Genomic DNA, 22,177 nt, shown 5'->3' on the forward strand with positions numbered 1-22,177 from the left:
TCGTGCTCTAGGTAGAATGGTGGCTGCTGGATCTAGGAGAGATTGCATTCGGCTCCTCATCGATCGACGCGACCAGCCCGCTCAGTCGAAGACGGTGGTTGATAGACTCGAGGCTGAGCTTTTTGAGCACGGCGGAGATCCGTTGAGTACCGCGATCCTTGTATCCGCCGTGCTCGTGAAGCGGCAGGCTGAACGGATAAGCGCGGCCACTTGGTTGGCAGTATAAGGCAGCCACAGTGAGCCCGCACCCTGCCGGATCCATCCTCGAATTGAGAACGGCTCACCTTGGACAGCGGCGATGTGCCGCAAATGTCCGACTGCCGGCGCAAGCGTGCCGAGAATGCTGGCGAGCATCCGCTCCCCTCCCTCTTCGAAGTAACGGGCGGCAGGCGTCACCGCATCAGTTCAGGACGGAGAATCAGGCTCAATCATATTCAGCGCTTCGATGGCGTGGTCGAGATAGTTGACGACCATCTCCTCGTCGGGCCGATCGAGCAGTCGACGAGCGATTTGAATAAGCCGTTCGGCCTCGCTGCGGCGTTCGGCGACGGTGAGCGGCAGGTTGGGCATGAGAAGTTCCGTGATCGGTGGCGATACGTCCGACTCATAACGAATAGGCACGATCGTTCCTAGAATGATCGTGCCGACGCTGTGATCAGATGGCGGATGGATCTCAAGGTAACATTATCGACCAACCTTCGGCGAATTCGCAATGAGACGGGACGTACCCAGGAGGAAATGGCACACGTGCTCGGCATTAGCTTGCGCTATCTTGGTTCCATCGAGCGAAACAAGGTGTCGCCGAGCGTGACACTCCTCGGACAATTTGCGGCGGCGCTTGGAATTAGCGCTTGCGATTTGATTACGCCGGTGAAAGTCAGTCGCGGGAAGCCTTAGAGACAGACGGCTGGGCAGCGGATGCGTGCTTTCGTACGCAGGCTAGCAATCGGTGACGCAGCGGATTTCGGTCATCCTTTGGCCAGACAGCGTCGATGCCCACAGCGGCGTTTTCGTCAACGATTGGGCGGAACGCGATACCATCGCGTGGCACCGTCGCTGACGCCAGCGTGATTGCCGCACCAAGACCGAGTCGGACCATCTCGATGAGCGCGCTCCGTGAGACGTCGTGAAGTTCGCATTCGAGCGCCTGGTCTCCCGCTCGTGAGGTCACTGCACGATAGGCGGACAGATCTCCCTGATGAGCACGCAGGAGGATCGGAAGTGATGACAGGTCCGCCCAACGAAGATTCTCATTTGCAGCGAGCGGGTGATCGTCCCGTATCCCGACGACCAGTGGTTCCTCCCAAAGTCGCTCCTTGACGACGGCTCCGCCCGTCAGTTCGGGGAGCAGTGCGGTGAACGTAATGTCCAGAATTCTCTCGTTCAGTTGCCGGTGCAACTCGCCGGGTGCGGCTTCGACGAAGCGGAGTTGCACGCCGGGGCAGGACTGGTGAAATTCGACGATACCAGCACTGAGTGGGCTTGAGGTAAGCCCCGGATAGAAGCCGATGGTCAGAGAACCTGTCATGCTCTGAGCCGTGGCGAGAGCACGGCTGATCTGTCGGTCGACAGTGAAAAGCAGCAATTTCACTGTCGGTAAAACAGCCCGTCCGATTGGGGTCAAAGCTACTGGTGTGCCACGCCGCCGCTCGAACAGGTCGCCGCCGTATAACTCTTCGAGCCTGGCGATGGTCTGACTGACAGCGGGCTGGCTGACGCCCAGCTGCCGGGCAGCCTCGGCAAAGCTTCGGGTTTCTGAAACCTTCAAAAAAGTCTCGAGCTGACGAAAATCAGGACGATTTGTAGAGCGAACGCGGTGATTTCGTGCACGCAGTGCTGTCCGCGAGGCTTGATTTTCAGAGTTACTCACTTTCAATCGATGAACCAAACCTTAGCCGCTACCCGATCCTTCAAATCGAACGGATGTGGAGTTTCCTGCAGCGACAATGTGTCAAGTGAGAGCGTGCGGCCGCAACGGCGGCTTTTCATAGCGCGCCTCACCTCGTTCCCTCCGATTCAGCGAACAGTCCTCGCTTAGTGATTGAGGGTACGATTAACGGCGTTCCGCAGTCGCGCCGTCTTGACCGGGTTGATCTTGACGGGGTTGATCCAATTGCGAGCGGACAGGCACCGCTTTCTCTTTCACCTTCGCGAACAACAACGCGGCGGCTATGGCGCGTGAACCGACAGCAACGTTGAGCGGTTCTTCCTGGTGGAGGTCGCTTGAAGACAAATCTTCTGAGTAGACCGTCGCGCGACGTGGTCCAATGTTACGAGCAGAGAAGGTCATCGCAGTCTCCTTCAACGAAAACCCATAGGATGGTTTAATTCTGCGGTCCAAGTTTCAAGAGAATGCTTATCATTCTTCAAGGTTATGATGACAAGCCTATATACAACATTATCGCACAATATACGAATGATTTATTTATTGGAAAAATAATTACGAACGATTTATATCATATCATTTCGAGATAACATATTTCCTTATGGGCATTAGACTGGGATGGCGATTTCAATATACCAAACCGGAATAGAAAAGGGTGAAAGTATGAGCGACATAATCCGGCTTGTGACTAACGCGCGACGTGGGCGCGCTGTAATATATAATGGCATCCTATCAATCGGCGGACAGACTGCTGCTGACTGCAGTAGTGACGTCAGATCACAGATGGAGCAGACTCTGCAGCGCATCGACGAGATTCTGGCGGAGGTCGGGACAGATAGAAGTCGATTGCTGACTGCACAAATTTGGCTGAAAAACATCGAACGCGATTTTGCAGTCATGAACGAAGTCTGGGATTCTTGGATCGATCCGGCGACCGCACCAACTCGCGCGACTGCGCAGTGCGAGATGGCCTCACCCCGCGTCTTGGTTGAAATCATCATCACTGCCGCGGCTTAAGCGCGCCGAGATCCTTGCGCGGCCCTAGCAGTGGGGCCGCGCAACTAGCGATCCGCAGATCAAAGCTCGTCGGGAAGGAAATCTAGCACTTTGAGCAAGGTCCGACGCGCATCCCGCCAGCATTGCCAGAGATCTGCACCGACGAGGTCATCGGGATGGATGCGCTCCGGCCAGGATCGCTCGATCACACGCTCACACAGGGCAAGGCGGTCACTGTCGACCAGGAACCGAGGATCAACTGTTGACGGGTCCGCGACGACACGCAGGCGCAAGCATGCCGGGCCGCCGCCATTCGACATCGATTCCCGGACTTCGGTGGGTACGAGCTTTCGGATCGACCCATTGCCGGCAATCAGTTCTTCCAGCCAATTCCACACTCGCTCGTTTCGTTTTGCCTCCATGGGGAGGATAAGCGCCATCGTGCCATCGGGTAGAGTGACCAGTTGAGCGTTGAACAGATAGGAGGAGACGGCGTCTTCCAGACTGACCGCGGCGCTTGGCACCTCGATGATCTCGACCTCGGGCATCTTAGCGCGAAGTGCCGCGTAGAATGCCTCGGAATCAGCGAACGCCTGCTCATGCGCAAAGAGAACATGTTCATTGGCGACGGCAACGACGTCATTGTGGAAAGCGCCAGCCGCAATTGCTTCCGGTGCCTGTTGGACGAACAGCGTTCGTTCAGCAGCAAGACCGTGAAGTCGCGCCACCGCTTCGCTTGCAACGCGATGCTGCCGTGCCGGGAATGGGCCACCCGGCTCGCCATAGACGAAGATCTCGATTCCGGGCTTTCCGTGCGTTAGGCTCAATCGCATGTGATTTGCGGCGCCCTCGTCGCCAAATGGCGCCGGAACGGGTCCATGCACTGCAAAATGACGCGCATCACCAAACGCCAGTCGTAACTGGGCGAGAGTACCAGTCCATTCATGACTGCGATGGGGCATTGTAATAAGATTGGCGACTGTCAAATGGCAGCGGCCATCGGCGGCGTCGGATGCTGGAGACACGGTGGCGGCATTGGCGGCCCACATAGCGGATGCTGACAGCGCATTGGCGCGAAGTGCCAAAGGGGCCTCGGCAATCGATGTGCCAAGATTTCGAAGCCATGTGTCGTTGGGACGATCATGAGGGAGCAAAATTCCTTGAACAAGCCCGAGATCGAGATTGGCCCGCATTTTCGCGATGCCTTGTAGAGCCGCCTCGCGGGGGCGCGAGACTCTCCCCGCATTGCTGATCGCGGCGAAATTGCCGAAGCTCAAGCCGGAGAAATTGTGGGTGGGACCAACGATCCCGTCGAAATTGATCTCTCGCATCATCATTCTACCGTTCAACAAAAAGGATGGGGTCGCCTATAGAGGCGCCGAGGACTTGCAGGGCGGACGCTTCGACTAATATGCCATCATCACGTTCGGAAACATGAGCGAAGCTCGCTCTGAAGCTGGCGAGTGAACCTGCCGCCAGGATACACGGAGATGCGCTATCACCAGGACTGGAAGAGACTACCGTGGCGGCTCGCGCGGTGTGGATCGACAGGATGTCGTCAGTGCGCGCGGTCATGGTGGGTCCGGCGTCGAAGATGTCGACATGATTCTCGAAGGCGAAGCCTTCTTTCTCTAGCATCCGCATCGCCGGCCGCCCTGAAATATGGGGCATGCCGATGACCTCTTGTGCCTCCGTCGGCAACATCGCGATGTAGAGCGGATGTTTCGGCATGAGGTCCGCTATGAACTGATTGCCCTGGACACCGTTAAACTCGTCAGCTTCTCGGAAGCTCATCCCGAAGAAACGACCGCCGACGGCATCCCAAAATGGCGAATTGCCATACTCATCGACTAACCCCCGCAGCTCGGCGACGACACGAGCGGCGAAACGCGCACGATGAGCACGGATGAAGAGATAGCGGCTTCTTGCGAGCAACATGCCCATGCCGGCCGACCGCGCCTCAGAATGCAGAAATAAGCCGCCTACTTCGGAGCAACCGCCCAGTTCTGTGGAAAGGGTCAGCAGTTCCGAATGAACGGTTCGGCCCAACTCCTTATTGTATTGAGCGAATGTGTCTTTCCGGAAGCTGTAGAAAGGCCATGTCGTACCTACGTGGGAGAATACTTGGCAGGTTCCGAGGATACGACCGGTGGTGATATCCTCCAGGACAAAGAGAAACCTGTCGTCTTCATGCGTGTCTTCCGTGCGTGCGAAAGCACATGCCGCGTCGGCGAGCTTGGTTTCAAGCTTGCCTTTGTCTGGAGGCAAGTTGGTAAGCCCTCCACCTGTCTCTTTTGACAGGTCGTAGAGCGCGGAGAGGTCCGACGTCTGTGCGGCGCGAAACACACCAAGCATCACAATTGCTCGCACTGCGCGAGACGGTGCAGCACCAGCGCCGTCAGCCGGGCTCGTGGCACAAGAGAGCGTACATCGAGATACTCGTTCGGCGAATGAATGAATTCGCCGATGGCACCCATCGTATCGAGAACGGGTACGCCCTGCCGCGCGATATTGTTGCCGTCGCAAACGCCGCCCGCATCTCGCCAGGACAGCGGCTCGCCGAGCGCCGTAGCCGCTTCCTTGACGAGCCCGAATAGCCGCTCGGTCGCTGGACTGATCATTTTTGGCGGGCGACCGATCCCCCCATGCAATTTGATGTCTACATCGTGGTCGGAGGCAACCTGTGCGCTCAGATTCGCGACGACAACTGTCGCTTCGGCTACGTTTTTCTCCTTTCGCGGGCGAATGTTGAAGCGCAGTACGGCGTTGTCCGGGACGACGTTGGTCGGGCCTCCGCCATCGATCTTGGCTGGATTGATCGACAAGGAGGGATGCTGAGCGTTAGACAGGCGAAGCGCAAGATCCGACGCTGCCACAACCGCGTTTCGACCGTCTTCCGGATTACGGCCGGCATGCGCTGCGCGTCCGGCGATGACCGCAGCGAGATTCCCAGATCCAGGCCGTGCGCGCGCCATGATTCCACCTGGGAGAGACGGCTCAAAGGTCAACGCAGCAAATTTACCAACAGCAAGCTCGTCGATCAGTACCGCCGAGGAGAGAGAGCCTGTCTCTTCATCGCTGTTGATCAGAACATCATAGCCGAGATCAGGTGAGATGGTCTCGAAAGCCTTGAGCCCGGCCAGCATGATCGCCAGGCCGCTTTTCATATCGAGAACGCCTGGGCCGTTCAGACGGTCTGTGTCGAGCCATCTGCACTGCTGAAACGCATCGTCTTCCGCGAAGACTGTGTCCATATGCCCGGTCAGGAGGATGCGGCGGCTAGCGTCGGGACGTACGCGGACGACCAGGTGCCGGCCCGCGATCAGGCTTTCGACCTTACCGGTAGCCGTGACAGCTTCCGTGGGCGCAGGGTCGCGCAGTGCCACAATCCCTGGCAGATCCGAAAATTCCGCAGCGAGCCGGCTCGCAAGCTTCCCGAGCCCATCGAGATTTCGAGTGCCCGAGTTGATCGTGCTCCACTCAAGTGTATGCGTGAGCATCGATTGGTAATCGATGCGGGTGATCATGTCTTGTTCGTAGCGATCCAATTCCGTCATATCTTGAGCATCCCCTTCAAGCTGTCCGCGTTGCCAGTCGCCGTAGCAGCTTCGAAGCTCGCAATAGGAAATGCGCAGTAATCTGCGGCATAAAATGCGCTTGGCCGGTGATTACCCGACTCTCCTAGGCCGCCGAATGGAGCGGCACCGGATGCCCCAGTCGTCGGGCGGTTGCGATTGACCACTCCCGCTTTTACTTCGAGGATGAACTCATCCCACCGCTCGTTGTCGCTGGTCACGAGCCCCGCAGCGAGGCCGAAGCGCGTGTTGTTAGCTTCTGCGATGGCCGCGTTGAAATTGGCGACGCGTGTCACTTGAAGGACTGGCGCGAAAATCTCGTCATCAGGCGCCTTGATGCCGGTCACGTCAAATAGGGCTGGCGTGACGAACGCTTCTCGACGCCCGCCCACAATATCGAACGGCAGCAAGGTACGGGCGCCAATCTGAATCAGTCGATCGACTTGCGTACGGGCAAGTTTGGCAGCGCGGTCCGAGATAAGTGGACCCATATAAGGCTGTGTTTCGTCATTCCACGCGCCAATCGTGAGATGGGCCATCTGCTCTTGGACAGCCTGGACGACGGACTCGCCAAATCCATCATCGGGGACGATTAGACGCCGTGCGCAGGAGCAACGCTGCCCGCTCGTAATGAACGCGGATTGAGTCACGATGGCGGCGGCTTCCGAAACATCCCCATCCCAGACAACGAGTGGATTGTTGCCGCCAAGCTCGAGTGCCAACAGGACATTCGGGCGCGTCGCAAAGTTTGCACGGAGTATCGCTCCGGTAGCAGCCGACCCCGTGAAAAGCAGGCCGTCTATATCGGTGGCGGCGAGTGCTGCACCGGTCTCGCGCCCTCCCTGAACGACCGTGAGGACATCTTGAGGCAAACCGGCCGCGAGCCAGAGTTCCGCCATCGCTTCGCCAACCGCGGGAGCGAGTTCGGAGGGTTTGAATACTACGGTGTTTCCAGCCAGCAGTGCAGGAACGATGTGCCCGTTGGGAAGATGTCCCGGGAAGTTATAAGGTCCAAACACCGCCATCACGCCATGGGGCCGATGACGGAGGACCGAGGCACCAAATGCTGTCTCGGCATGCCGCTCTCCGGCTCGCTCTTGCTGCGCGGTGATAGAAAGCTCCACCTTGCCAGTCATCGATCCGACTTCTTGGCGAGCTTCCCACAGAGGTTTACCGGTCTCGCGCGATATCAACTCAGCGAGGCGATCGGTGTGCGCCGTCAAGGCGGCAGCATAAGCCCGTGCGATGTCGACTCGGTGGTCGAGCTTGGTCGCCCGCCACCTTCTGAAGGCGTGACGCGCGCGTTCGACGGCGCGTACGACATCGCTGTTTGTCGCTTGAGGGCCCGACCAGACGGTCTCGCCGGTAGCGGGGCAAATTGATTGCATGTTTACGGTGGTCATCGCAAAAATCCTAGCGAGAAGGCAAAGCGTAGATCGCGCATCACGGAAATAATCCGCGGGTCGCCTTTGCTTGTCGAACCGTCTCGACACCCAACGCCATCGCCGCGTCTCGATGCGAAAGCCCGTCGAGAGCGGCGCGGCTCAGAACACGCTGCAGTGCCCGTTCGAGAGTTCGGTAAAGCTTGTCGAGAATCTCCGGCTCGTCCCAGAAGAAACGCTGGAGGTCTTGAACCCACTCAAAGTAGCTCACGATAACGCCGCCTGCATTGCAGAGGATGTCAGGGATCAGGAAAATCTCGTCTCTGCGCAGAGCTAGAATGAGATCTGCTTCGGGCGTGGTGGGGCCGTTGGCACCTTCGGCTAGGATTCGGCATTGCAGCTGGCCAGCGTTATTAGCGTTAATCGCACGTTCCATCGCAGCAGGCACGAGAACGTCGCATGGTCGCGTCAGCATTTCCTCTGCATCGATAAGCGTCTCAGAGGAAAAGCGACGAAGCACCCGGTTGTCCCGGACAAATGCTGTGAGCGCCTCAACATCGAGGCCGCGAGGGTCGAAATAAGCCGCAGTGTGGTCGCTGACACCAATCACGCGTACGCCGCGGCGGAGCAGTTCTATTGCTGTGACGGCGCCAACGTTGCCAAACCCTTGAATGATGGCAGTCGATTGGGTCGGATCAATGCCGACGATTTCCATGGCTCTGCCGATGAGATAAGCCACGCCGCGTCCGGTTGCCTCACGACGGCCAAGCGTACCACCGCAATCGACAGGCTTACCGGTGACGATCTCAGTAACGGTGCTGCCATGGTACATGGAGTAGGTGTCCATAAACCATGCCATGATCGTTTCATCGGTCCCCATATCAGGTGCCATGACGTCGATCTGCGGTCCCACGAAAGGGATCATCTCCTGCATGTAACGTCGAGAAAGTGCTTCGAGTTCGCGACGAGACAGGCTGTATGGGTCGACTGTTATTCCCCCCTTGCCGCCACCGTAAGGAAGGCCAACAAGAGCGCATTTCCAGCTCATCCAGATGGCAAGCGCCCCCACTTCGCCCACATCTACGCTGGGCGAAAAGCGAGTGCCGCCTTTCGTCGGACCCAGGGTCAGATGGTGCTGGACTCGATAACCGTTAAAAACCGCCACTGACCCGTCGTCGCGATGGATCGGGCATGACACGGCGATCGCGCGCTTGGGCATAAAAATGCGTTGGCGCTCCTCCTCGGGGATTTGCAGATGATCGGCGACATGATCGAATTGCTGGCGCGCCATGTCGAAAACCGGACCGCTGTAAACCCCACTTGATACTCGCGAAGACACTGCAGGAATTATCGGAGCGAGATCTTCGGCTGCTACGCTGGCCATCACGCAGCCTTTCCCAGCGCCGTGCGAGCCGCCTCGCACGCGCGCTCAATCCGGGCCACGACGTCCATCACCTCGTCGGCCACGATCGTCAATGGTGGCAGCAATCGTACGCAATTGTCGCCACCGCCAGCGACCAGAAGGCCCTGATCACGCGCGAAAGCCATAAACTCGCGATTGTTTGGGATGAGCCGGATTCCGATGAGCAGGCCTTTGCCGCGCACTTCGGCGATAACATCGGGATAGCGGCTTCGCACACCCTCAAGTCGTTCGAAGAAATCGGCAGAGGCGCTTTGGACATTCACGAGCACCTCTTCGCGATTAATCTCCTTGAAGGCGGCAAGCGCCACCGCCATTCCCAAAGGGTTGCCGCCGAAGGTCGTGCCATGGACCCCGACGGTCATTCCCTTTGCGGCATCGGCCGTAGCTAGGCAGGCTGAAACCGGGAAGCCTGCACCCAATGCCTTGGCAAGGGTCATGATGTCGGGCTCGACGCCATCGAACCATTGATGTGCAAAGAGCTTTCCGGTCCGCCCCATTCCGCACTGGACCTCGTCATAGATAAGGAGGACGCCGTGCGATCGTGTCAGGTCGCGCAAGCGTGCCAACACCGCTCCCGGCAGAGAGCGAGCGCCACCTTCACCTTGTACGGGTTCGACTATAACCGCCGCCGTCGTGGGGGAGTTGACGGCAGCGGCGAGCGACACATCGTCATCGAGATCAAGCTGAATGTAGCCAGGCAACCTCGGACCAAATCCATCGAGATAAGCCGGATTTCCGGAAGCGTTCATGGCAGCATAGGTCCGCCCGTGGAATGAGCCAGAAAAGCCGATTATGTCGACCCTTTCAAGCTCGCCATTCACTGCGTGATAGCGACGTGCGGCCTTCAGTGCCGCCTCGACTGCCTCTGTGCCGGTGTTGGCGAAGAATGCGAGATCTGCAAAGCAGGCCTCCGTCAATCGCTGAGCTAGGAGACGCTGCTCAGCCACGCCAAACAGGTTGGAGACGTGCCAGACCTTTTGTGCCTGCGCCTGCAAAGCGTCGATCAAGCGCGGGTGCGCGTGGCCAAGCGCGTTAGTCGCAATGCCCTGCACACAATCGATATAGCGTCGGCCAGTTGTATCGACCAACCAGACCCCATCGCCCGAGGCGACATCGAACGGCGTCGCATTATACGTTCCCATCAAATGACCGTTGGTCATCGAACATCCTCATGACTAAATGTAATGAACATAGTCTTTGAGAATATGAATATTCCAAACAGTTATATCATATTTCTCTCCTGTAGATTGCGCCAAACGTCCTAATGTGGCAAACGCAATGGTATCATCTACAGATGAGTAACAGGAATGAGTGATCATCGCCGAAGGCTTCTTCCGCCCATAGGTGCGCTTGCAAGCTTTGCCGCAGCCGCTCGCCATGACAGCTTCTCGCGTGCAGGTGAGGAGATCGGGCTCACCCAGAGCGCTGTCAGTCGGCAGGTTGCCTTGCTCGAGGAGTGGCTTCAGCTCTCACTATTTCAGCGGAACGGCCGCCGCGTACGGCTCAACCGTGCTGGGGCAACCTATCTTAAATCGATTGAACCCGCTCTCAATCAGATCCGGGTGGCTACGGGCGCGGCAATCAGCCAGAAATCCGACCGAGAGTTGAATATCGCCACTCTGCCGAGCTTTGGAATGCGATGGCTGGCACCGCGCTTGCCGCGCCTAAACGCCTTATTTCCCGATTTAATCGTCAATTTCTCCGCCCGATCCTACCCGTTCGCTTTCGAGGAAGAGATTTTCGACGCCGCTATTCATTTTGGCGAGGAAGATTGGCCGAACGCGGTTCACCATCTACTTTTCCGGGAGGTGAGTATCCCGGTCTGTGCGCCTACGCGGCTCGCAAGTCAGCCGATAAATCTACCCGAGGATGTCCTGAACTGGCCACTTCTGGTCCTGGGCACCCGTCGTGGCGCTTGGATGGATTGGTTGTCCGCCGCCGGCGTAGACCGCGCTCCGCCACCGCCCAGCGGATCGTTCGAGCATTTTCTGATGCTGGCTCAAGCGGCTGAGGCCGGTGCCGGGATCGCTCTCATTCCCCGCTTCCTGATCGAGGATGAGTTGGCGAGTGGTGCATTGGTTTCTCCATCTCCGATCGCGCTCGAGAATGAGAATGCTTATTATCTGGTATTCCCCTCGAGTGAAGCTTCGCGTTCAAGCTTGAACGATTTTCGAGCTTGGTTGCTAGAGGAGGCGCGGGCTCTTCCTGATTAAGCCAAACATGCATTCATCCCGTGCTCTCTGCAAATAATAGTCGGGATTAAACCGAAATGTCAGATCAAGATCGACTCCGAGACTTAACCTACCAACGTGCGAACGTCTTCAGCGAAAGCCTCGGCTAGGGGCTTTGTCCTGCTGCCGCGTCGTTGGGTCGTCGAACGCACCTTCGCTTGGTTGGGGCGATGTCGCCGCCTCGCCAAGGACTGGGAAGCCACAATCGCTTCCTCAACCGCATGGACCCACATCGCATCGATCCGCATGCTCACCCGCAGAACCGCAAGATATTGTCTCGCTTGATAAACTTTCGAATCGGGCTCTAAGGAATTCGACCCTGCTCTTCCCGGCGAAGGGTGTCGATCGCGCTCTCTACCTGCCGGACGCCGGCAAAGATGCGGTCTACTTCCTGATAGAGCCGCATTGCATGGTTGGTTGGGGCGAGGCGCTTTTTCACTCGGTCGAAAAGCTTCAACCCGGTGCCCATCTCCAAATGCGATATCAGCTTGCTCATCGCGGGCTGCGAGATATTGAGCACTTCGGCGCCGCGACTGACCGTACCGTTCTCGATCAGGGCCTTAAAAGCTTCGATTTGCCGGAGATTAACCTGACGCGGCATCTCAAGCCTCCTTGAATCCGGCACACTACCGTGCCACGCGCCCAGGTAGCATATCATAACCGTTTAGAATACAAGTGCCGAGTTGGCTCGCTGAGGTAGTGGTTATAGCAACGTAAGGCTCGTCGGCCCCCGGTCATCGATGATCAGATCGCTGTAACCCGAGAGGTGCCTTAGTGAGTTCCCAGCACTTTGGGCGGTGCGGGCGGTTTGAATATGAGCACCAGAGGCGCCTGAGGATAGAACATAACCTTTTTGAATGATCACTGCAGATACCGGACTTTGACGGTGGCCTGACAAGCCGACAAGCTCGCGCAAAGAAATCGCTCAAGGCAGGATGATGTTTCATAAAGTTGGTCCGGATGAGACTGGCGGTAAGTTGATCACCGTTTGGATCGACGATCAGCCTATTGCTGCCGAAGAAAATGAGCCTCTCGCCGCGGTTCTTCTCCGCGTGGAACCCTATACAAGCAGAATGACCCCGCTCAGCGGTGCGCCAAGGGCTCCCTATTGCATGATGGGCGTGTGCTTCGAGTGCCTGGTCGAGATCGACGGTATGGCATCCTCGCGCGGCTGCATGGCTCAGGCACGCGAAGGAATGAATATTCAGCGTCAGGTGCGGCGCCCTGATCCGCTCACGGAGTATGGCCAATGACCGCGATATTGGTGGTCGGAGCGGGCCCAGCGGGAATGTCGGCCGCTATTGAACTATCGAATCTCGGCTTCGCTGTCACGGTCGTCGACGATCAGTCGCTGCCGGGCGGTAGAATATTTGCCGGAATCGAGACTCGGGAAATCAAGACACATGAAGAGCGCTCCGGAGCGGATCTCGTTGCGCACTTCCGCCGGACTGGCGGCACATATCTTTGCAAAACCGAAGCGTGGCAGATACAAGGTACAAAGGCTTTTGTGACGTGCGATGGGCACGCCAACCTAATCGATGCCGACTTCATTGTCCTAGCGACCGGCGCGCAAGAGAGGCCAATGCCCTTCACCGGCTGGCAGCTCCCAGGTGTGATGACAATTGGCGCGGCCCAGATTCTGTTGAAGACCGCAAGGCAAATACCGGACAAACCGGTGTGGCTGGCGGGATCAGGCCCTTTGCTTCTGCTGTACGCCCACCAACTGAAAAAGGCAGGCGGCAAGGTCGCTGGCGTCTTAGATACGAGCCGCCCGGGATGCGTGGCAGCGGCCGCGCGTCATCTTCCCGGCGCGCTTCCCTATGGCTGGCGTGACCTCCTGCAAGGTGCCCGGTGGCTTGCAGAAATGCGGCCCTCTCACATTGTCCGAAATGTAGCATCCATCGTCGCAAGAGGTGAAGGCCGACTGTCAGACGTCCACTTCCAAACGCGAAGCGGGGCGACCGGCCAGATCGCAGCTGAGTTGCTCCTTGTTCACGATGGCGTCGTACCCAGCACGCACAACACGATGGCCGCCGGCTGTGGTCATCGATGGAATCCCACGCAGCGCTGCTTCGAGCCGATAGTCGATCAGTTTTGTCAAAGCACCATAGCCTCCGTCTTTGTCGCCGGTGATGGGGCTAGCATAGCCGGGGGGCGCGCCGCGATGATGTCGGGGCGGCTTGCGGCTATCGGCATCGCGCGCGCTTCAGGTCGGTTGAGCGAACGGGAAGCCACGACGTCAGCGCGACCACTGCAGGCGGGTCTGGTGGCGGCCATGCGCTTCAGGCGCTTCGTCGACACACTTTATCCTACCGTGGAGATGACACTCCCCGACGAAGCGCTGGTCTGCCGTTGCGAAGAAGTGTTGGCCGGCACGGTACGAGCAGCTTTGGCGGGGCGCGCCCAACTCGGCACGGATGCAGTGAAAATCGCAACGAGGGCGGGGATGGGGCCGTGCCAGGGTCGACAATGCGGGCTCTCGCTCGCAAGGCTGGTCGCCGAGGTACATGGTCAGCCGCTCGAAGCCGTCCGACCTATGCGAATACGGCCGCCGCTCAAGCCCCTGACGCTACAGGAGCTCGCAACGCTCCTCGAGACGACGCCATGACAGTAACATCAGATGTCTTAGTGGTCGGTGGTGGCTTGCACGGGTTATCGGCTGCATTGCAGCTCGCTCGACGTGGACTGAGCGTCGTTTTGCTAGAGCGGCGGCACATCGGACGACACTCGTCCGGGGCGTCTGCTGCCGGCGTTCGGACGCTAGGACGCGCAAGGGCAGAGCTTCCGGCATCACTCGTCGCAATGCATATGTGGCATCATATCGCCGATCTGGTCGGCGACGATTGTGGGTTTGAAGCCAACGGTCAGGTCAAAGTTGTTGAGACGGAGGATCAGTGGCGCCAGCAAGCGTCACTCGTCGCCGCGCTTCGCGAAGATGGCCTCGTGCATGAAGAAATGATAGACGCGGTTACGCTTCGAGCGCTGGCACCTGCAATTGCGCACCATTGTCTTGGCGCGAGGATCGTGCGTGACGATGGCGCCGCCGATCCGCATCGTACCCTCGCCGCCTTTCATCGTTCGGCACTAGCGGCGGGCGTCCGCATACATGAGGGGGTCGGTGTACGCACGCTCGAACGCATCGAGAACGTGTGGCGGGCGGGTGATGGCGGAACTCATTATGAAGCCCCGCTGTTGGTCAATGCCGCCGGTGCCTGGGCAGGAGAAATCGCAGAACTGGCTGGCGACCAGATCCCGCTTGCGCCGCCAAAAGCATCCATGATGATCGTCACGGAGCGGACTGCGCCGTTTCTGCGGCCCACTGTAATCGCGACTGGTCGGACTTTATCATTCAAGCAAACGGCGCAAGGGACGGTGCTCATCGGCGGCGGGCAGCAAGGATGGGCCGACGTTTCCAATGAGACCGCCCACGTTGATGTCCTCGGGCTGGCGAAATCGGCAGCGGCGGCTGTCGCTATCTTCCCTACGGCGGGCCGGTTGCGGATCGTGCGGAGCTGGGCCGGGCTCGAATCAAACTCGCCGGACGGCGTGGCGATCGCTGGCCTGTCGCCTCGATCGCCGAGTCTCATGCACCTTTTCGGCTTTGCCGGCCACGGCTTTCAGTTGGTACCATCCCTTGGTGTGGTGGCCGCTGAGCTGCTCTTGGATGGGCGCAGCTCTATTGATATCGATGGCCTTGCCCCAGCGCGATTGATGGATGGGTCGGCTGGCCCACGCCGTACTGCGGCTCGCATTTGACCATTTGTAGCGCGGAACGCTGCTTCGGTATGGTATACGCTCTCCCCATTAAAACGCACAATTATAACCAATCGGAATATTGTGCCCCATTTTAGGCCTTTGACTTAATAGGTTGTACTTAAGCATCATGCTGGTGAGAACGGGAGTAATCAACTAAGTTATTTTACCGTCCTTCTGAGGCGTGTGAAGCCTAGGCTTAGCGAATGGATTTCACCGTCCTAAAAAGACGTTTATGCCAGCTTGATGACGAACTACTCCCAGGCAATCCAAGAGGAATACCAAGTAATGTATCGAATTGGCGTCGACGTTGGAGGCACTTTCACGGATTTTACGATTTCCGACACGCGGACCGGCGAAGACCTTTTCTTTAAGATATCATCGACTCCGGCCGATCCTTCGGAAGCAATTGTCGATGGCATCGACCAAATTCTCAAAAAGTTTGGGATCGCGCCTAGTGACGTCGAGTATGTCGGCCATGGGACCACCGTCGCGACCAATATGATCATCGAGCGTCTCGGAGCAGTCACTGGCCTGATCACCACCAAAGGGTTTAGGGACGTGCTGGCCATCGGCCGCCAGACGCGACCCGCGCTGTATGACACCGCCGTCCGCAAGCCCGAGCCTCTGGTCGATCGCTTCAGGCGCCGAGAAGTCGACGAGCGGCTCAATGCCACGGGCGAAGAGATAGCGGCGATCGATGAAGCCGAGGTTGAGAAAGTCGTTGAAGAGCTGGTCGCAGACGGTGCCGAGACAATCGCTGTGTCGTTTCTGCACTCCTACCAAAACCCTGATCACGAACAGGCCGTGGCAGACATCATCACGCGGAAACGGCCAGGTATCTATGTAAGCCTCTCCTCGAAGGTCCTACCTGAGATCCGCGAGTATGAGCGTACCTCCACAACGGTACTTAACGCTTATGTGGGACCTAAGATGGCGGCTTATTTCGATCGACTGAGATCGAAGATCGCTGAGATGGGAATTACTGTCGCTCCCATGATCATCCATTCCAACGCTGGGCTCCTCTCGATCGACACGGCCAAGCGACTACCGGTTACAACCTGTTTGTCGGGTCCAGCCGCCGGGGTTATGGGAGCTGCGGTAGTTGGCGCTGCTGCTGGCGCTCCAAACCTCGTGACGTTCGATGTCGGCGGGACCAGCACTGACGTCTCACTCGTCGTGGGCGGTAAGCCGAAGCTCACGTCTAGCCGTGAAGTCGCGGGGCACCCGGTGAAATTGCCGATGGTTGACATCCATGTCATTGGTGCCGGCGGCGGAAGCATTGCAGTAATAGATGACGCCGGCGCCCTCAAGGTTGGACCGCGTAGTGCCGGAGCTCTGCCCGGTCCCGTGGCCTATCAGCGTGGTGGCGAATTTCCGACACTCACGGATGCCAATATCTGTCTCAATCGATTAAACCCCATAGCCCTGCTTGATGGACGGATGCCAGTCAGCCGCGAAGCGGCCATCGCTGCCATCGCGCAACAGATCGCTGAGCCCCTCCAGATATCGGTCGAGGAGGCGGCCTACGGGATCATTCAAGTCGCAGCAGCGAATATGAGCCGCGCCATTCGCGCCGTTACGACTGAACAGGGCCATGACGTGGCAGATCTAGCGCTATTCGCGTTCGGAGGTGCTGGCCCGCTCCACGCCGCAGAGGTGGCTCGGGAATCAGGCGCGAAGCGGATAATCGTTCCCCAGGAGCCCGGGACAATGTGCGCGCGCGGCGTGCTCCTGTCCGACATCAGCCTCGATTTCGTCCGAATGCAGTTATCGCTTGCAACGCGCGAGAATTGGCTCGCCGTTTGCTCGGCGTTGCGCGAAATGATTGCTGAGGGGGACAGTTGGCTGGCGTCGGAGAATGTGAGCCCAGCGTCGCGGCGCTTCGAACTCGCGATCGATGCTCATTATGATGGACAGAGCCACGAGCTCCGAGTTTCAATCGATGATGTTGACGCGAACGGTTTCGACGATTTCATTCGTCGTTTCGCGGAAGCGCATACGGCAACATATGGTTATGAGACACCTGGACGACCTGTTTACATCGTCAGTTGTCGGATGCGTGCTGTGGGCCAGGTCCCTAAGGCAGCGACACCCACATACCGGGGCGGTTCGACCTTGGCTAAGGCCAAGACGGACCAGCGGGATGTCTACTTCGGCCCGGACGAGGGATGGAAGTCCACGCCAATTTATCGCCGATCCGCTTTGCCAGTCGGAGAGACGTTCGCGGGGCCGGCAATTATTGACGAAATGAGTTCAACGACAGTCGTTCTTGGGGGGCAGAACGTCACCGTGGACGCCTTCGGCAACATCGTGATCACAGATTGAATGGGGACGGCCATGACAAATGCAGCGCAGAAGCCTGGAGGCCAGGCGGCGCCCGGGTTTGATCCGATCGCGATGGAAATTTTCAATAATCGTATGCTGTCGATCACGGAGAACATGGCGCTCAATATGATGCGCTCATCCTATTCAACGCAAATCAAGGAACGCCGTGACTTCTCGGTCGGGATTTTCGATGCTGAGGGCAAGCTCATTGCTCAAGGTTCTCACATTCCTATCCATCTGGGTTCGCTCCTTGGTGGAATGGAAGCCCTCCTCGACCGCTACGATCTGTCGGAACTCGCGGACGGTGATGCGTTCATCTGCAACGATCCTTACCTCGCCGGAGGAACGCACATACCCGATGTGTCCATCATTTCCCCAATTTTCATCGAAGGAGAGATCGTAGCTTTTGCTGCCAATATCGGCCACCATTCCGATCTCGGGGGGCCGGTGCCCGGCTCCATCTCGGCCGCGGCTCGCTCGATTTTCGAAGAAGGGCTGCGAATTCCGATTATCCGGATCGCCAGAGCCGGCAACATTGATGAGGATCTCCTCAATCTCATCGCTCAGAACTCGCGCCTGACGGAAGAGCGAAGGCTTGATCTTCGCGTTCAGATCGCGGTTAACGTTCGCGGTGCCGAGGAAACGCGGCGCCTCTTCCAGCGGATGGGCGTCGCGCGCGCTCAAGCCGCCATCGAACATATTTTTTCCTATACGACCGAACGTTTGCGTCGGCGGATTGCAGCCCTGCCGGCTGGCCAGTACAGTTTCACGACGTGGCTGGATGATGATGGAAACGGCAGCGCCCCAGTGCCGATTGTCGCAACAGTATCTCTCAATGACAACGGCCTTCACATCGACCTAGCTGGCAGTGGACCTCAAGCTGGCGGCGCGTTCAATGTGCCACTCAGTGCGCTGCGAGCGACGGTGTATTACTGCGTGAAGGCGCTTCTTGATCCTGAACTCATGCCGAACAGCGGGATGTTCAACGGAGTCACGATCTCCGCGCCGGAAGGTACGATTGTGAACCCGCGTTTTCCAGCTGCTTGCGGATCGCGAAGCACAACTTGCCAAAAGATTGCCGGAGCAATCTTTGGAGCTTTTCGGGAAATTCTGCCGCCCGACCGGCGCATCGCCTCTAGCAATGATCTCCTTCCGGCGTTCGGCCTTTCAGGACAGAGGCCGACCACCGGGGAATTTTACATGGTTGGCGAAACTGTGGGCGGTGGCTCGGGTGCGCGATACGACAGTGACGGGATGGACGCCGTTCACGTCCACGTCACTAACAGCCTCAACTTGCCAACCGAGATGATGGAGCACGATTTTCCGCTGCTATGTGATGAGTACGGTCTCGCAATCGACTCCGGTGGCGCCGGGCGTCAACGTGGTGGTCTCGGAATCGTCCGGCAGATTCGCGCATTGCATGACGGCACGATCGCTAAGGCGAGGTTTGATTCTTACATTCATGGAGCCGAAGGCATTGATGGAGGCCTCACCGGCGGCTTGAGCAACGTCACGCAAAATGCCGGCCGATCAGATGAAACAGCGCTTCCTACCAAGATCACGCGGTTGGAACTGAAAGCGGGCGAAACTTTTCGCATTGCGACGCCTGGCGGGGGTGGATACGGTCTTTGCAGTGAACGACAGCTTGAACAAATCGCCATGGACCTCCGGGATGAATTGGTGTCCCGGGAAGCAGCCGAACGCGACTATGGCATTGATCGAGTACAGCAGGCTCTTCTGCTGATCGCTTGATGTCTCCATGACGAGCTCAACCGGTGAGCAGGAAGAGTGGCCATCCGATTTCTGGAGACCGTGGCAGAAATGCCACGGCATTCTCGGTCGAGCATCAAAGCCAGCTTTTCCACCACATTTCAACTATCTAAACAGTCGAGCGTAATGGCTCATCGGAGGGCTTCACACTTCGGCTTTCTATGCGACCACCAAAGCGTCGTCGATCCGGCGTGTTCGTACTGCAACGGTTGATAATATAACCTGGGCGCATGAAAAGGAGTGAAACTTGAATTAGACAGGAATGATAAGACCGTCACACTTTCGTCTCGAAAGCAAAATTGCATCAGTGAGAGACGGGAGTATCGACGATGAAGGTCAGGGGGAATAGATTCATAATTGGTCCAACACACAAAGTCGCGTTGCGGACCGCATTGATTTGTTGCAGCTCGCTCATGGCATTCCAGGCCGCGCATGCGCAGCAAGCAGATCAGGCTCCAGCGCCAGCCAGCGCGAGTAATCAAGCTGGCAGTTCAGCCAACCAAGCGGTGTCTCCTGAAGATATTCTTCGCGACATCGTCGTGACGGCAAGGCAACAAATCGGCGGCGGCAACATGATCTTGCAACGCCAGCCAGAGACCACCAGCAGCGTCAGCGCCAAAGCCATCAGCGAGCGTGCGACTATCGCCGGACCACTTCAGATCATAGCTACGTTGCCTGGCGTCTCGACTGGTCAGTCCGATCCTTACGCGATGGCACAGCGGAGCTTTATCTACATCCGCGGTCTGCCGGGCAGCGCGATTGGATGGATCGTTGAAGATGCGCCGACGATCGATCAAGCCTTCTTCCAGCCATATTCCGAAACCTTCGTGGACCCGGAAAACCTGGCAGGTATTACGGTCCTTCCCGGTTCCTCGCGTATCGTTGATCCGGTACAGACGGCAGTCGCCGGCGAAGTGATCCTGACGGCGCGTACTCCGGCCGAAAACCTTGGCGGCTTCCTCGAATACAGCCACGGGTCGTATCGGGCAAACCGCTATTTCGGCCGCATCGACACGGGCGACATCGCTGGGCTTGGCTTGAAGGCTTTCGCATCCGGATCATACACCAAAGCTGGCACATTCAATCTGCCCGGTACGGGCGATCGCACTCACGTAGATTTCAAGGCTGTCAAGGATTGGGGGGCGTCGGGGACGAGTACTCTTTTCGCATCCTACACCGATTGGTCGAGTTTGCGATCCAATACGATCTCTTTGGCGACATTCAATCAAGCCAAAGCTGCAGACGATTTCACGATCGGGAATTATGCTCCGACGTTCGTCCCTGGCGTTACCACAAACTACTACAAGCTGAACTACTATCAGCGGCAAAATATCATTCTCTCCTTCAAAAACGAAGTCAATCTCAGCGATCGTCTAACATTGACGGTAGTCCCCTACTACCATTGGACCAGGACAAATAGTCCGGGCCAGACGTCTGTCAATCCGAACAGTGTATTTACCGGAAACAGTAAGGCGACGGTGAACACCGTCGGTCTCTATCTGATAAACGGTCAGATTCCGGCTATGTCAAACAGCTATCAGAAGCACTACGCGCTCGGCGTAAATGCGTATGCAAAATACAAGGTCTCCGACAGTAATGAACTTCTAGTCGGATATTGGCATGATTACTGGCACATCGATGCTATCAACAACGTAACGCCGATCGATCAAAACGGGAATTCTCCCGATGTGTGGGCAGAAAACCCGCTGCGCGCAGTCGATGGGACCGTTATCGCTGGCTTAAGCTATCGCATGCATACGAACATCGACACGATCTCGATTGGCGATCAACAAAAGTTCTTTGACGAACGCCTTACAGTTGAGGTGGGCGCTCGGTATTTCCACAAATCGCTGAGTGGGATCAATCTGCTTCCCGGTGTCCAGACGGACTTCTCCGGCACGGTCCATCGCTTCCTTCCGCGCGCGACATTTGCATTCGACATGAACTCTAAATTGCAGGTGTACGGAAATATCATTTCGAGTGCGCGGCCGCCAAGCACGATCAACGCCTATCCTGTGACATATAACATCTCTACCGGAAGGGTCGCTCAGGCCGCCCGTCCCGACATTGGGATGGAACATTCACTCGGTCAGGAACTCGGCTTCCGGTACCACGATAGTACTTTTACGCTCGATGCGGCGATCTTCAATAAACTCATAAAAAATCGTCAGTTATCCGCAAGTACGACGTTGAATGGCGCGAATGTATCGGCGACCGTGCCAATTGGTACGCAAAGAGTGAAGGGCGCCACTGTCGAGCTGGGCCTCTCACCGATTCACGGCTTCGCGCCTTATTTCAACGCTCAGTATCTTGAAGCGACTACCGAAAGTGACTTTTTCACGGGGGTCGACTATCTTCCGACAAAAGGAAAAACATCGCCAGGCACTCCGAAGTGGACAGCGGTTGCCGGAGTCAATTATGCCCATGGGCCTCTCTTCGCCAATTTCTTGTTCCGGTACACCGGGCCCCAATATTCTACGCTTATGAATGATCAGCAAATGCCTGCTTATCATTTGATTGATCTGGGATTTGGCTACCGGTTACCTCGCTTTTTGGGTCAAGATGCGAGTATTAAGCTCAACATCACCAATCTCGAGAATAAGCCTTATCTTGGCGTAATATCGACGACGCAGCCCAATGCGGTTGCCACGCGGGGGTTGAATGGCACCTTGGTTCCTGCTTCCACGCCCGTCTATACGCTTTCATCGCCGCGATCCATTTCGCTGACGATCTCATCTGCTTTCTGATCGCAAAGCGAAATGCTTTAGTAATATTCGGGGCCGTCCAGCGTTGCGGGGCGGCCCTTCCTTTTGTGTTGAAGAGATGATCATAGC

20 protein-coding genes and 1 pseudogene are annotated in these 22,177 nt (G+C 57.4%); 10 read left to right on the forward strand and 11 right to left on the reverse strand.

Translation table 11 applies throughout. The features are described from left to right. Window positions 1–81: 81 nt before the first annotated feature. Together FHW96_RS05385 and FHW96_RS05390 are read right to left on the reverse strand one after the other, a co-directional pair. Complete coding sequence (locus FHW96_RS05385; RefSeq protein WP_371815636.1) at window positions 82–396, reverse strand: type IV secretion system DNA-binding domain-containing protein; 315 nt, start codon at window positions 394–396, stop codon at window positions 82–84. Between the two features lie 9 nt (window positions 397–405). Then, complete coding sequence (locus FHW96_RS05390) at window positions 406–570, reverse strand: hypothetical protein (protein ID WP_172339511.1); 165 nt, start codon at window positions 568–570, stop codon at window positions 406–408. Window positions 571–666: 96 nt separating this feature from the next. Here FHW96_RS05390 and FHW96_RS05395 point away from each other — a divergent pair, with 96 nt between their 5' ends. After that, window positions 667–897, forward strand: coding sequence for a helix-turn-helix transcriptional regulator (locus tag FHW96_RS05395; RefSeq protein ID WP_172339512.1), 231 nt, complete (start codon window positions 667–669; stop codon window positions 895–897). Here the strand turns inward: FHW96_RS05395 and FHW96_RS05400 are convergent. After that, window positions 878–1,870, reverse strand: a complete 993-nt coding sequence (locus FHW96_RS05400; RefSeq protein WP_172339513.1) for a LysR family transcriptional regulator — start codon at window positions 1,868–1,870, stop codon at window positions 878–880. The two genes, FHW96_RS05395 and FHW96_RS05400, sit on opposite strands and share 20 nt — an antisense overlap. A gap of 183 nt (window positions 1,871–2,053) precedes the next feature. Beyond that, complete coding sequence (locus FHW96_RS05405) at window positions 2,054–2,290, reverse strand: hypothetical protein (RefSeq protein ID WP_172339514.1); 237 nt, start codon at window positions 2,288–2,290, stop codon at window positions 2,054–2,056. 258 nt (window positions 2,291–2,548) lie between these two features. On the opposite strand from FHW96_RS05405, the gene FHW96_RS05410 reads away from it, so the two are divergent. Then, the gene (locus FHW96_RS05410) at window positions 2,549–2,902 is read left to right on the forward strand and encodes a RidA family protein (RefSeq protein ID WP_172339515.1); all 354 of its coding nucleotides are present in this window, start codon (window positions 2,549–2,551) and stop codon (window positions 2,900–2,902) included. A 59-nt stretch (window positions 2,903–2,961) separates the two neighbouring features. On the opposite strand, the gene FHW96_RS05415 is transcribed toward FHW96_RS05410, so the two are convergent. The 6 genes from FHW96_RS05415 to FHW96_RS05440 are packed head-to-tail and all read right to left on the reverse strand — an operon-like array spanning window position 2,962 to window position 10,421. Further along, window positions 2,962–4,218: an N-succinylarginine dihydrolase gene (locus FHW96_RS05415; RefSeq protein WP_172339516.1), complete on the reverse strand. Its 1,257-nt coding sequence runs from the start codon at window positions 4,216–4,218 to the stop codon at window positions 2,962–2,964. 1 nt (window position 4,219) lies between these two features. Beyond that, the gene (locus FHW96_RS05420; protein ID WP_172339517.1) at window positions 4,220–5,236 is read right to left on the reverse strand and encodes an arginine N-succinyltransferase; all 1,017 of its coding nucleotides are present in this window, start codon (window positions 5,234–5,236) and stop codon (window positions 4,220–4,222) included. Next, complete coding sequence (locus FHW96_RS05425; RefSeq protein ID WP_172339518.1) at window positions 5,236–6,438, reverse strand: hydrolase; 1,203 nt, start codon at window positions 6,436–6,438, stop codon at window positions 5,236–5,238. Before FHW96_RS05425 ends, FHW96_RS05420 begins: the two co-directional genes overlap by 1 nt. Further along, window positions 6,435–7,859: a succinylglutamate-semialdehyde dehydrogenase gene (gene astD / locus FHW96_RS05430; protein WP_172339519.1), complete on the reverse strand. Its 1,425-nt coding sequence runs from the start codon at window positions 7,857–7,859 to the stop codon at window positions 6,435–6,437. The genes FHW96_RS05425 and astD overlap by 4 nt, the downstream gene beginning before the upstream one ends. A 40-nt stretch (window positions 7,860–7,899) precedes the next feature. After that, on the reverse strand, window positions 7,900–9,222 hold the full coding sequence (locus FHW96_RS05435) for a Glu/Leu/Phe/Val dehydrogenase (protein ID WP_172339520.1): 1,323 nt from the start codon (window positions 9,220–9,222) through the stop codon (window positions 7,900–7,902). Next, window positions 9,222–10,421, reverse strand: a complete 1,200-nt coding sequence (locus tag FHW96_RS05440) for an aspartate aminotransferase family protein (RefSeq protein WP_172339521.1) — start codon at window positions 10,419–10,421, stop codon at window positions 9,222–9,224. Before FHW96_RS05440 ends, FHW96_RS05435 begins: the two co-directional genes overlap by 1 nt. A gap of 147 nt (window positions 10,422–10,568) precedes the next feature. On the opposite strand from FHW96_RS05440, the gene FHW96_RS05445 reads away from it, so the two are divergent. Then, the gene (locus tag FHW96_RS05445) at window positions 10,569–11,474 is read left to right on the forward strand and encodes a LysR substrate-binding domain-containing protein (protein WP_172339522.1); all 906 of its coding nucleotides are present in this window, start codon (window positions 10,569–10,571) and stop codon (window positions 11,472–11,474) included. A gap of 123 nt (window positions 11,475–11,597) precedes the next feature. Then, a pseudogene (locus tag FHW96_RS05450) lies at window positions 11,598–11,777 on the forward strand (transposase); the annotation flags it as partial. A 19-nt stretch (window positions 11,778–11,796) separates the two neighbouring features. Here FHW96_RS05450 and FHW96_RS05455 read toward each other — a convergent pair. After that, the gene (locus tag FHW96_RS05455) at window positions 11,797–12,093 is read right to left on the reverse strand and encodes a LysR family transcriptional regulator (RefSeq protein ID WP_172339523.1); all 297 of its coding nucleotides are present in this window, start codon (window positions 12,091–12,093) and stop codon (window positions 11,797–11,799) included. A gap of 376 nt (window positions 12,094–12,469) precedes the next feature. Between FHW96_RS05455 and FHW96_RS05460 the strand changes: the two genes are divergently transcribed. The 6 genes from FHW96_RS05460 (at window position 12,470) to FHW96_RS05485 (ending at window position 22,090) form a co-directional block, all read left to right on the forward strand. Further along, complete coding sequence (locus FHW96_RS05460; protein WP_253950746.1) at window positions 12,470–12,745, forward strand: (2Fe-2S)-binding protein; 276 nt, start codon at window positions 12,470–12,472, stop codon at window positions 12,743–12,745. After that, a complete protein-coding gene (locus FHW96_RS05465) occupies window positions 12,742–14,100 on the forward strand; it encodes an FAD/NAD(P)-binding oxidoreductase (RefSeq protein WP_172339524.1) in 1,359 nt (452 codons plus the stop codon). The genes FHW96_RS05460 and FHW96_RS05465 overlap by 4 nt, the downstream gene beginning before the upstream one ends. Next, window positions 14,097–15,248 carry an FAD-binding oxidoreductase gene (locus FHW96_RS05470; RefSeq protein WP_172339525.1) on the forward strand — a complete coding sequence of 384 codons (1,152 nt, stop codon included), beginning with the start codon at window positions 14,097–14,099 and terminating at the stop codon, window positions 15,246–15,248. Before FHW96_RS05465 ends, FHW96_RS05470 begins: the two co-directional genes overlap by 4 nt. Before the next feature lie 243 nt (window positions 15,249–15,491). Then, window positions 15,492–17,573, forward strand: a complete 2,082-nt coding sequence (locus tag FHW96_RS05475) for a hydantoinase/oxoprolinase family protein (protein WP_253950747.1) — start codon at window positions 15,492–15,494, stop codon at window positions 17,571–17,573. Window positions 17,574–17,585: 12 nt separating this feature from the next. Then, complete coding sequence (locus FHW96_RS05480) at window positions 17,586–19,325, forward strand: hydantoinase B/oxoprolinase family protein (protein WP_216650781.1); 1,740 nt, start codon at window positions 17,586–17,588, stop codon at window positions 19,323–19,325. Window positions 19,326–19,756: 431 nt separating this feature from the next. Next, on the forward strand, window positions 19,757–22,090 hold the full coding sequence (locus FHW96_RS05485; protein ID WP_172339527.1) for a TonB-dependent receptor: 2,334 nt from the start codon (window positions 19,757–19,759) through the stop codon (window positions 22,088–22,090). Window positions 22,091–22,177: the final 87 nt, after the last annotated feature.

Source organism: Novosphingobium sp. SG751A, assembly GCF_013149295.1.
Classification (GTDB): domain Bacteria; phylum Pseudomonadota; class Alphaproteobacteria; order Sphingomonadales; family Sphingomonadaceae; genus Novosphingobium.

Coding starts and splice junctions, on each gene's coding strand:
- FHW96_RS05465 (WP_172339524.1), top strand. CDS start 12,742: ATGACCGCGATATTGGTGGTCGGAGCGGGCCCAGCGGGAATGTCGGCC.
- FHW96_RS05425 (WP_172339518.1), bottom strand. CDS start 6,438: ATGACGGAATTGGATCGCTACGAACAAGACATGATCACCCGCATCGAT.
- FHW96_RS05455 (WP_172339523.1), bottom strand. CDS start 12,093: ATGCCGCGTCAGGTTAATCTCCGGCAAATCGAAGCTTTTAAGGCCCTG.
- FHW96_RS05395 (WP_172339512.1), top strand. CDS start 667: ATGGATCTCAAGGTAACATTATCGACCAACCTTCGGCGAATTCGCAAT.
- FHW96_RS05435 (WP_172339520.1), bottom strand. CDS start 9,222: ATGGCCAGCGTAGCAGCCGAAGATCTCGCTCCGATAATTCCTGCAGTG.
- FHW96_RS05475 (WP_253950747.1), top strand. CDS start 15,492: ATGACGAACTACTCCCAGGCAATCCAAGAGGAATACCAAGTAATGTAT.
- FHW96_RS05440 (WP_172339521.1), bottom strand. CDS start 10,421: ATGACCAACGGTCATTTGATGGGAACGTATAATGCGACGCCGTTCGAT.
- FHW96_RS05390 (WP_172339511.1), bottom strand. CDS start 570: ATGCCCAACCTGCCGCTCACCGTCGCCGAACGCCGCAGCGAGGCCGAA.
- FHW96_RS05410 (WP_172339515.1), top strand. CDS start 2,549: ATGAGCGACATAATCCGGCTTGTGACTAACGCGCGACGTGGGCGCGCT.
- astD (WP_172339519.1), bottom strand. CDS start 7,859: ATGACCACCGTAAACATGCAATCAATTTGCCCCGCTACCGGCGAGACC.
- FHW96_RS05470 (WP_172339525.1), top strand. CDS start 14,097: ATGACAGTAACATCAGATGTCTTAGTGGTCGGTGGTGGCTTGCACGGG.
- FHW96_RS05480 (WP_216650781.1), top strand. CDS start 17,586: ATGACAAATGCAGCGCAGAAGCCTGGAGGCCAGGCGGCGCCCGGGTTT.
- FHW96_RS05415 (WP_172339516.1), bottom strand. CDS start 4,218: ATGATGATGCGAGAGATCAATTTCGACGGGATCGTTGGTCCCACCCAC.
- FHW96_RS05445 (WP_172339522.1), top strand. CDS start 10,569: ATGAGTGATCATCGCCGAAGGCTTCTTCCGCCCATAGGTGCGCTTGCA.
- FHW96_RS05420 (WP_172339517.1), bottom strand. CDS start 5,236: ATGCTTGGTGTGTTTCGCGCCGCACAGACGTCGGACCTCTCCGCGCTC.
- FHW96_RS05405 (WP_172339514.1), bottom strand. CDS start 2,290: ATGACCTTCTCTGCTCGTAACATTGGACCACGTCGCGCGACGGTCTAC.
- FHW96_RS05485 (WP_172339527.1), top strand. CDS start 19,757: ATGGCATTCCAGGCCGCGCATGCGCAGCAAGCAGATCAGGCTCCAGCG.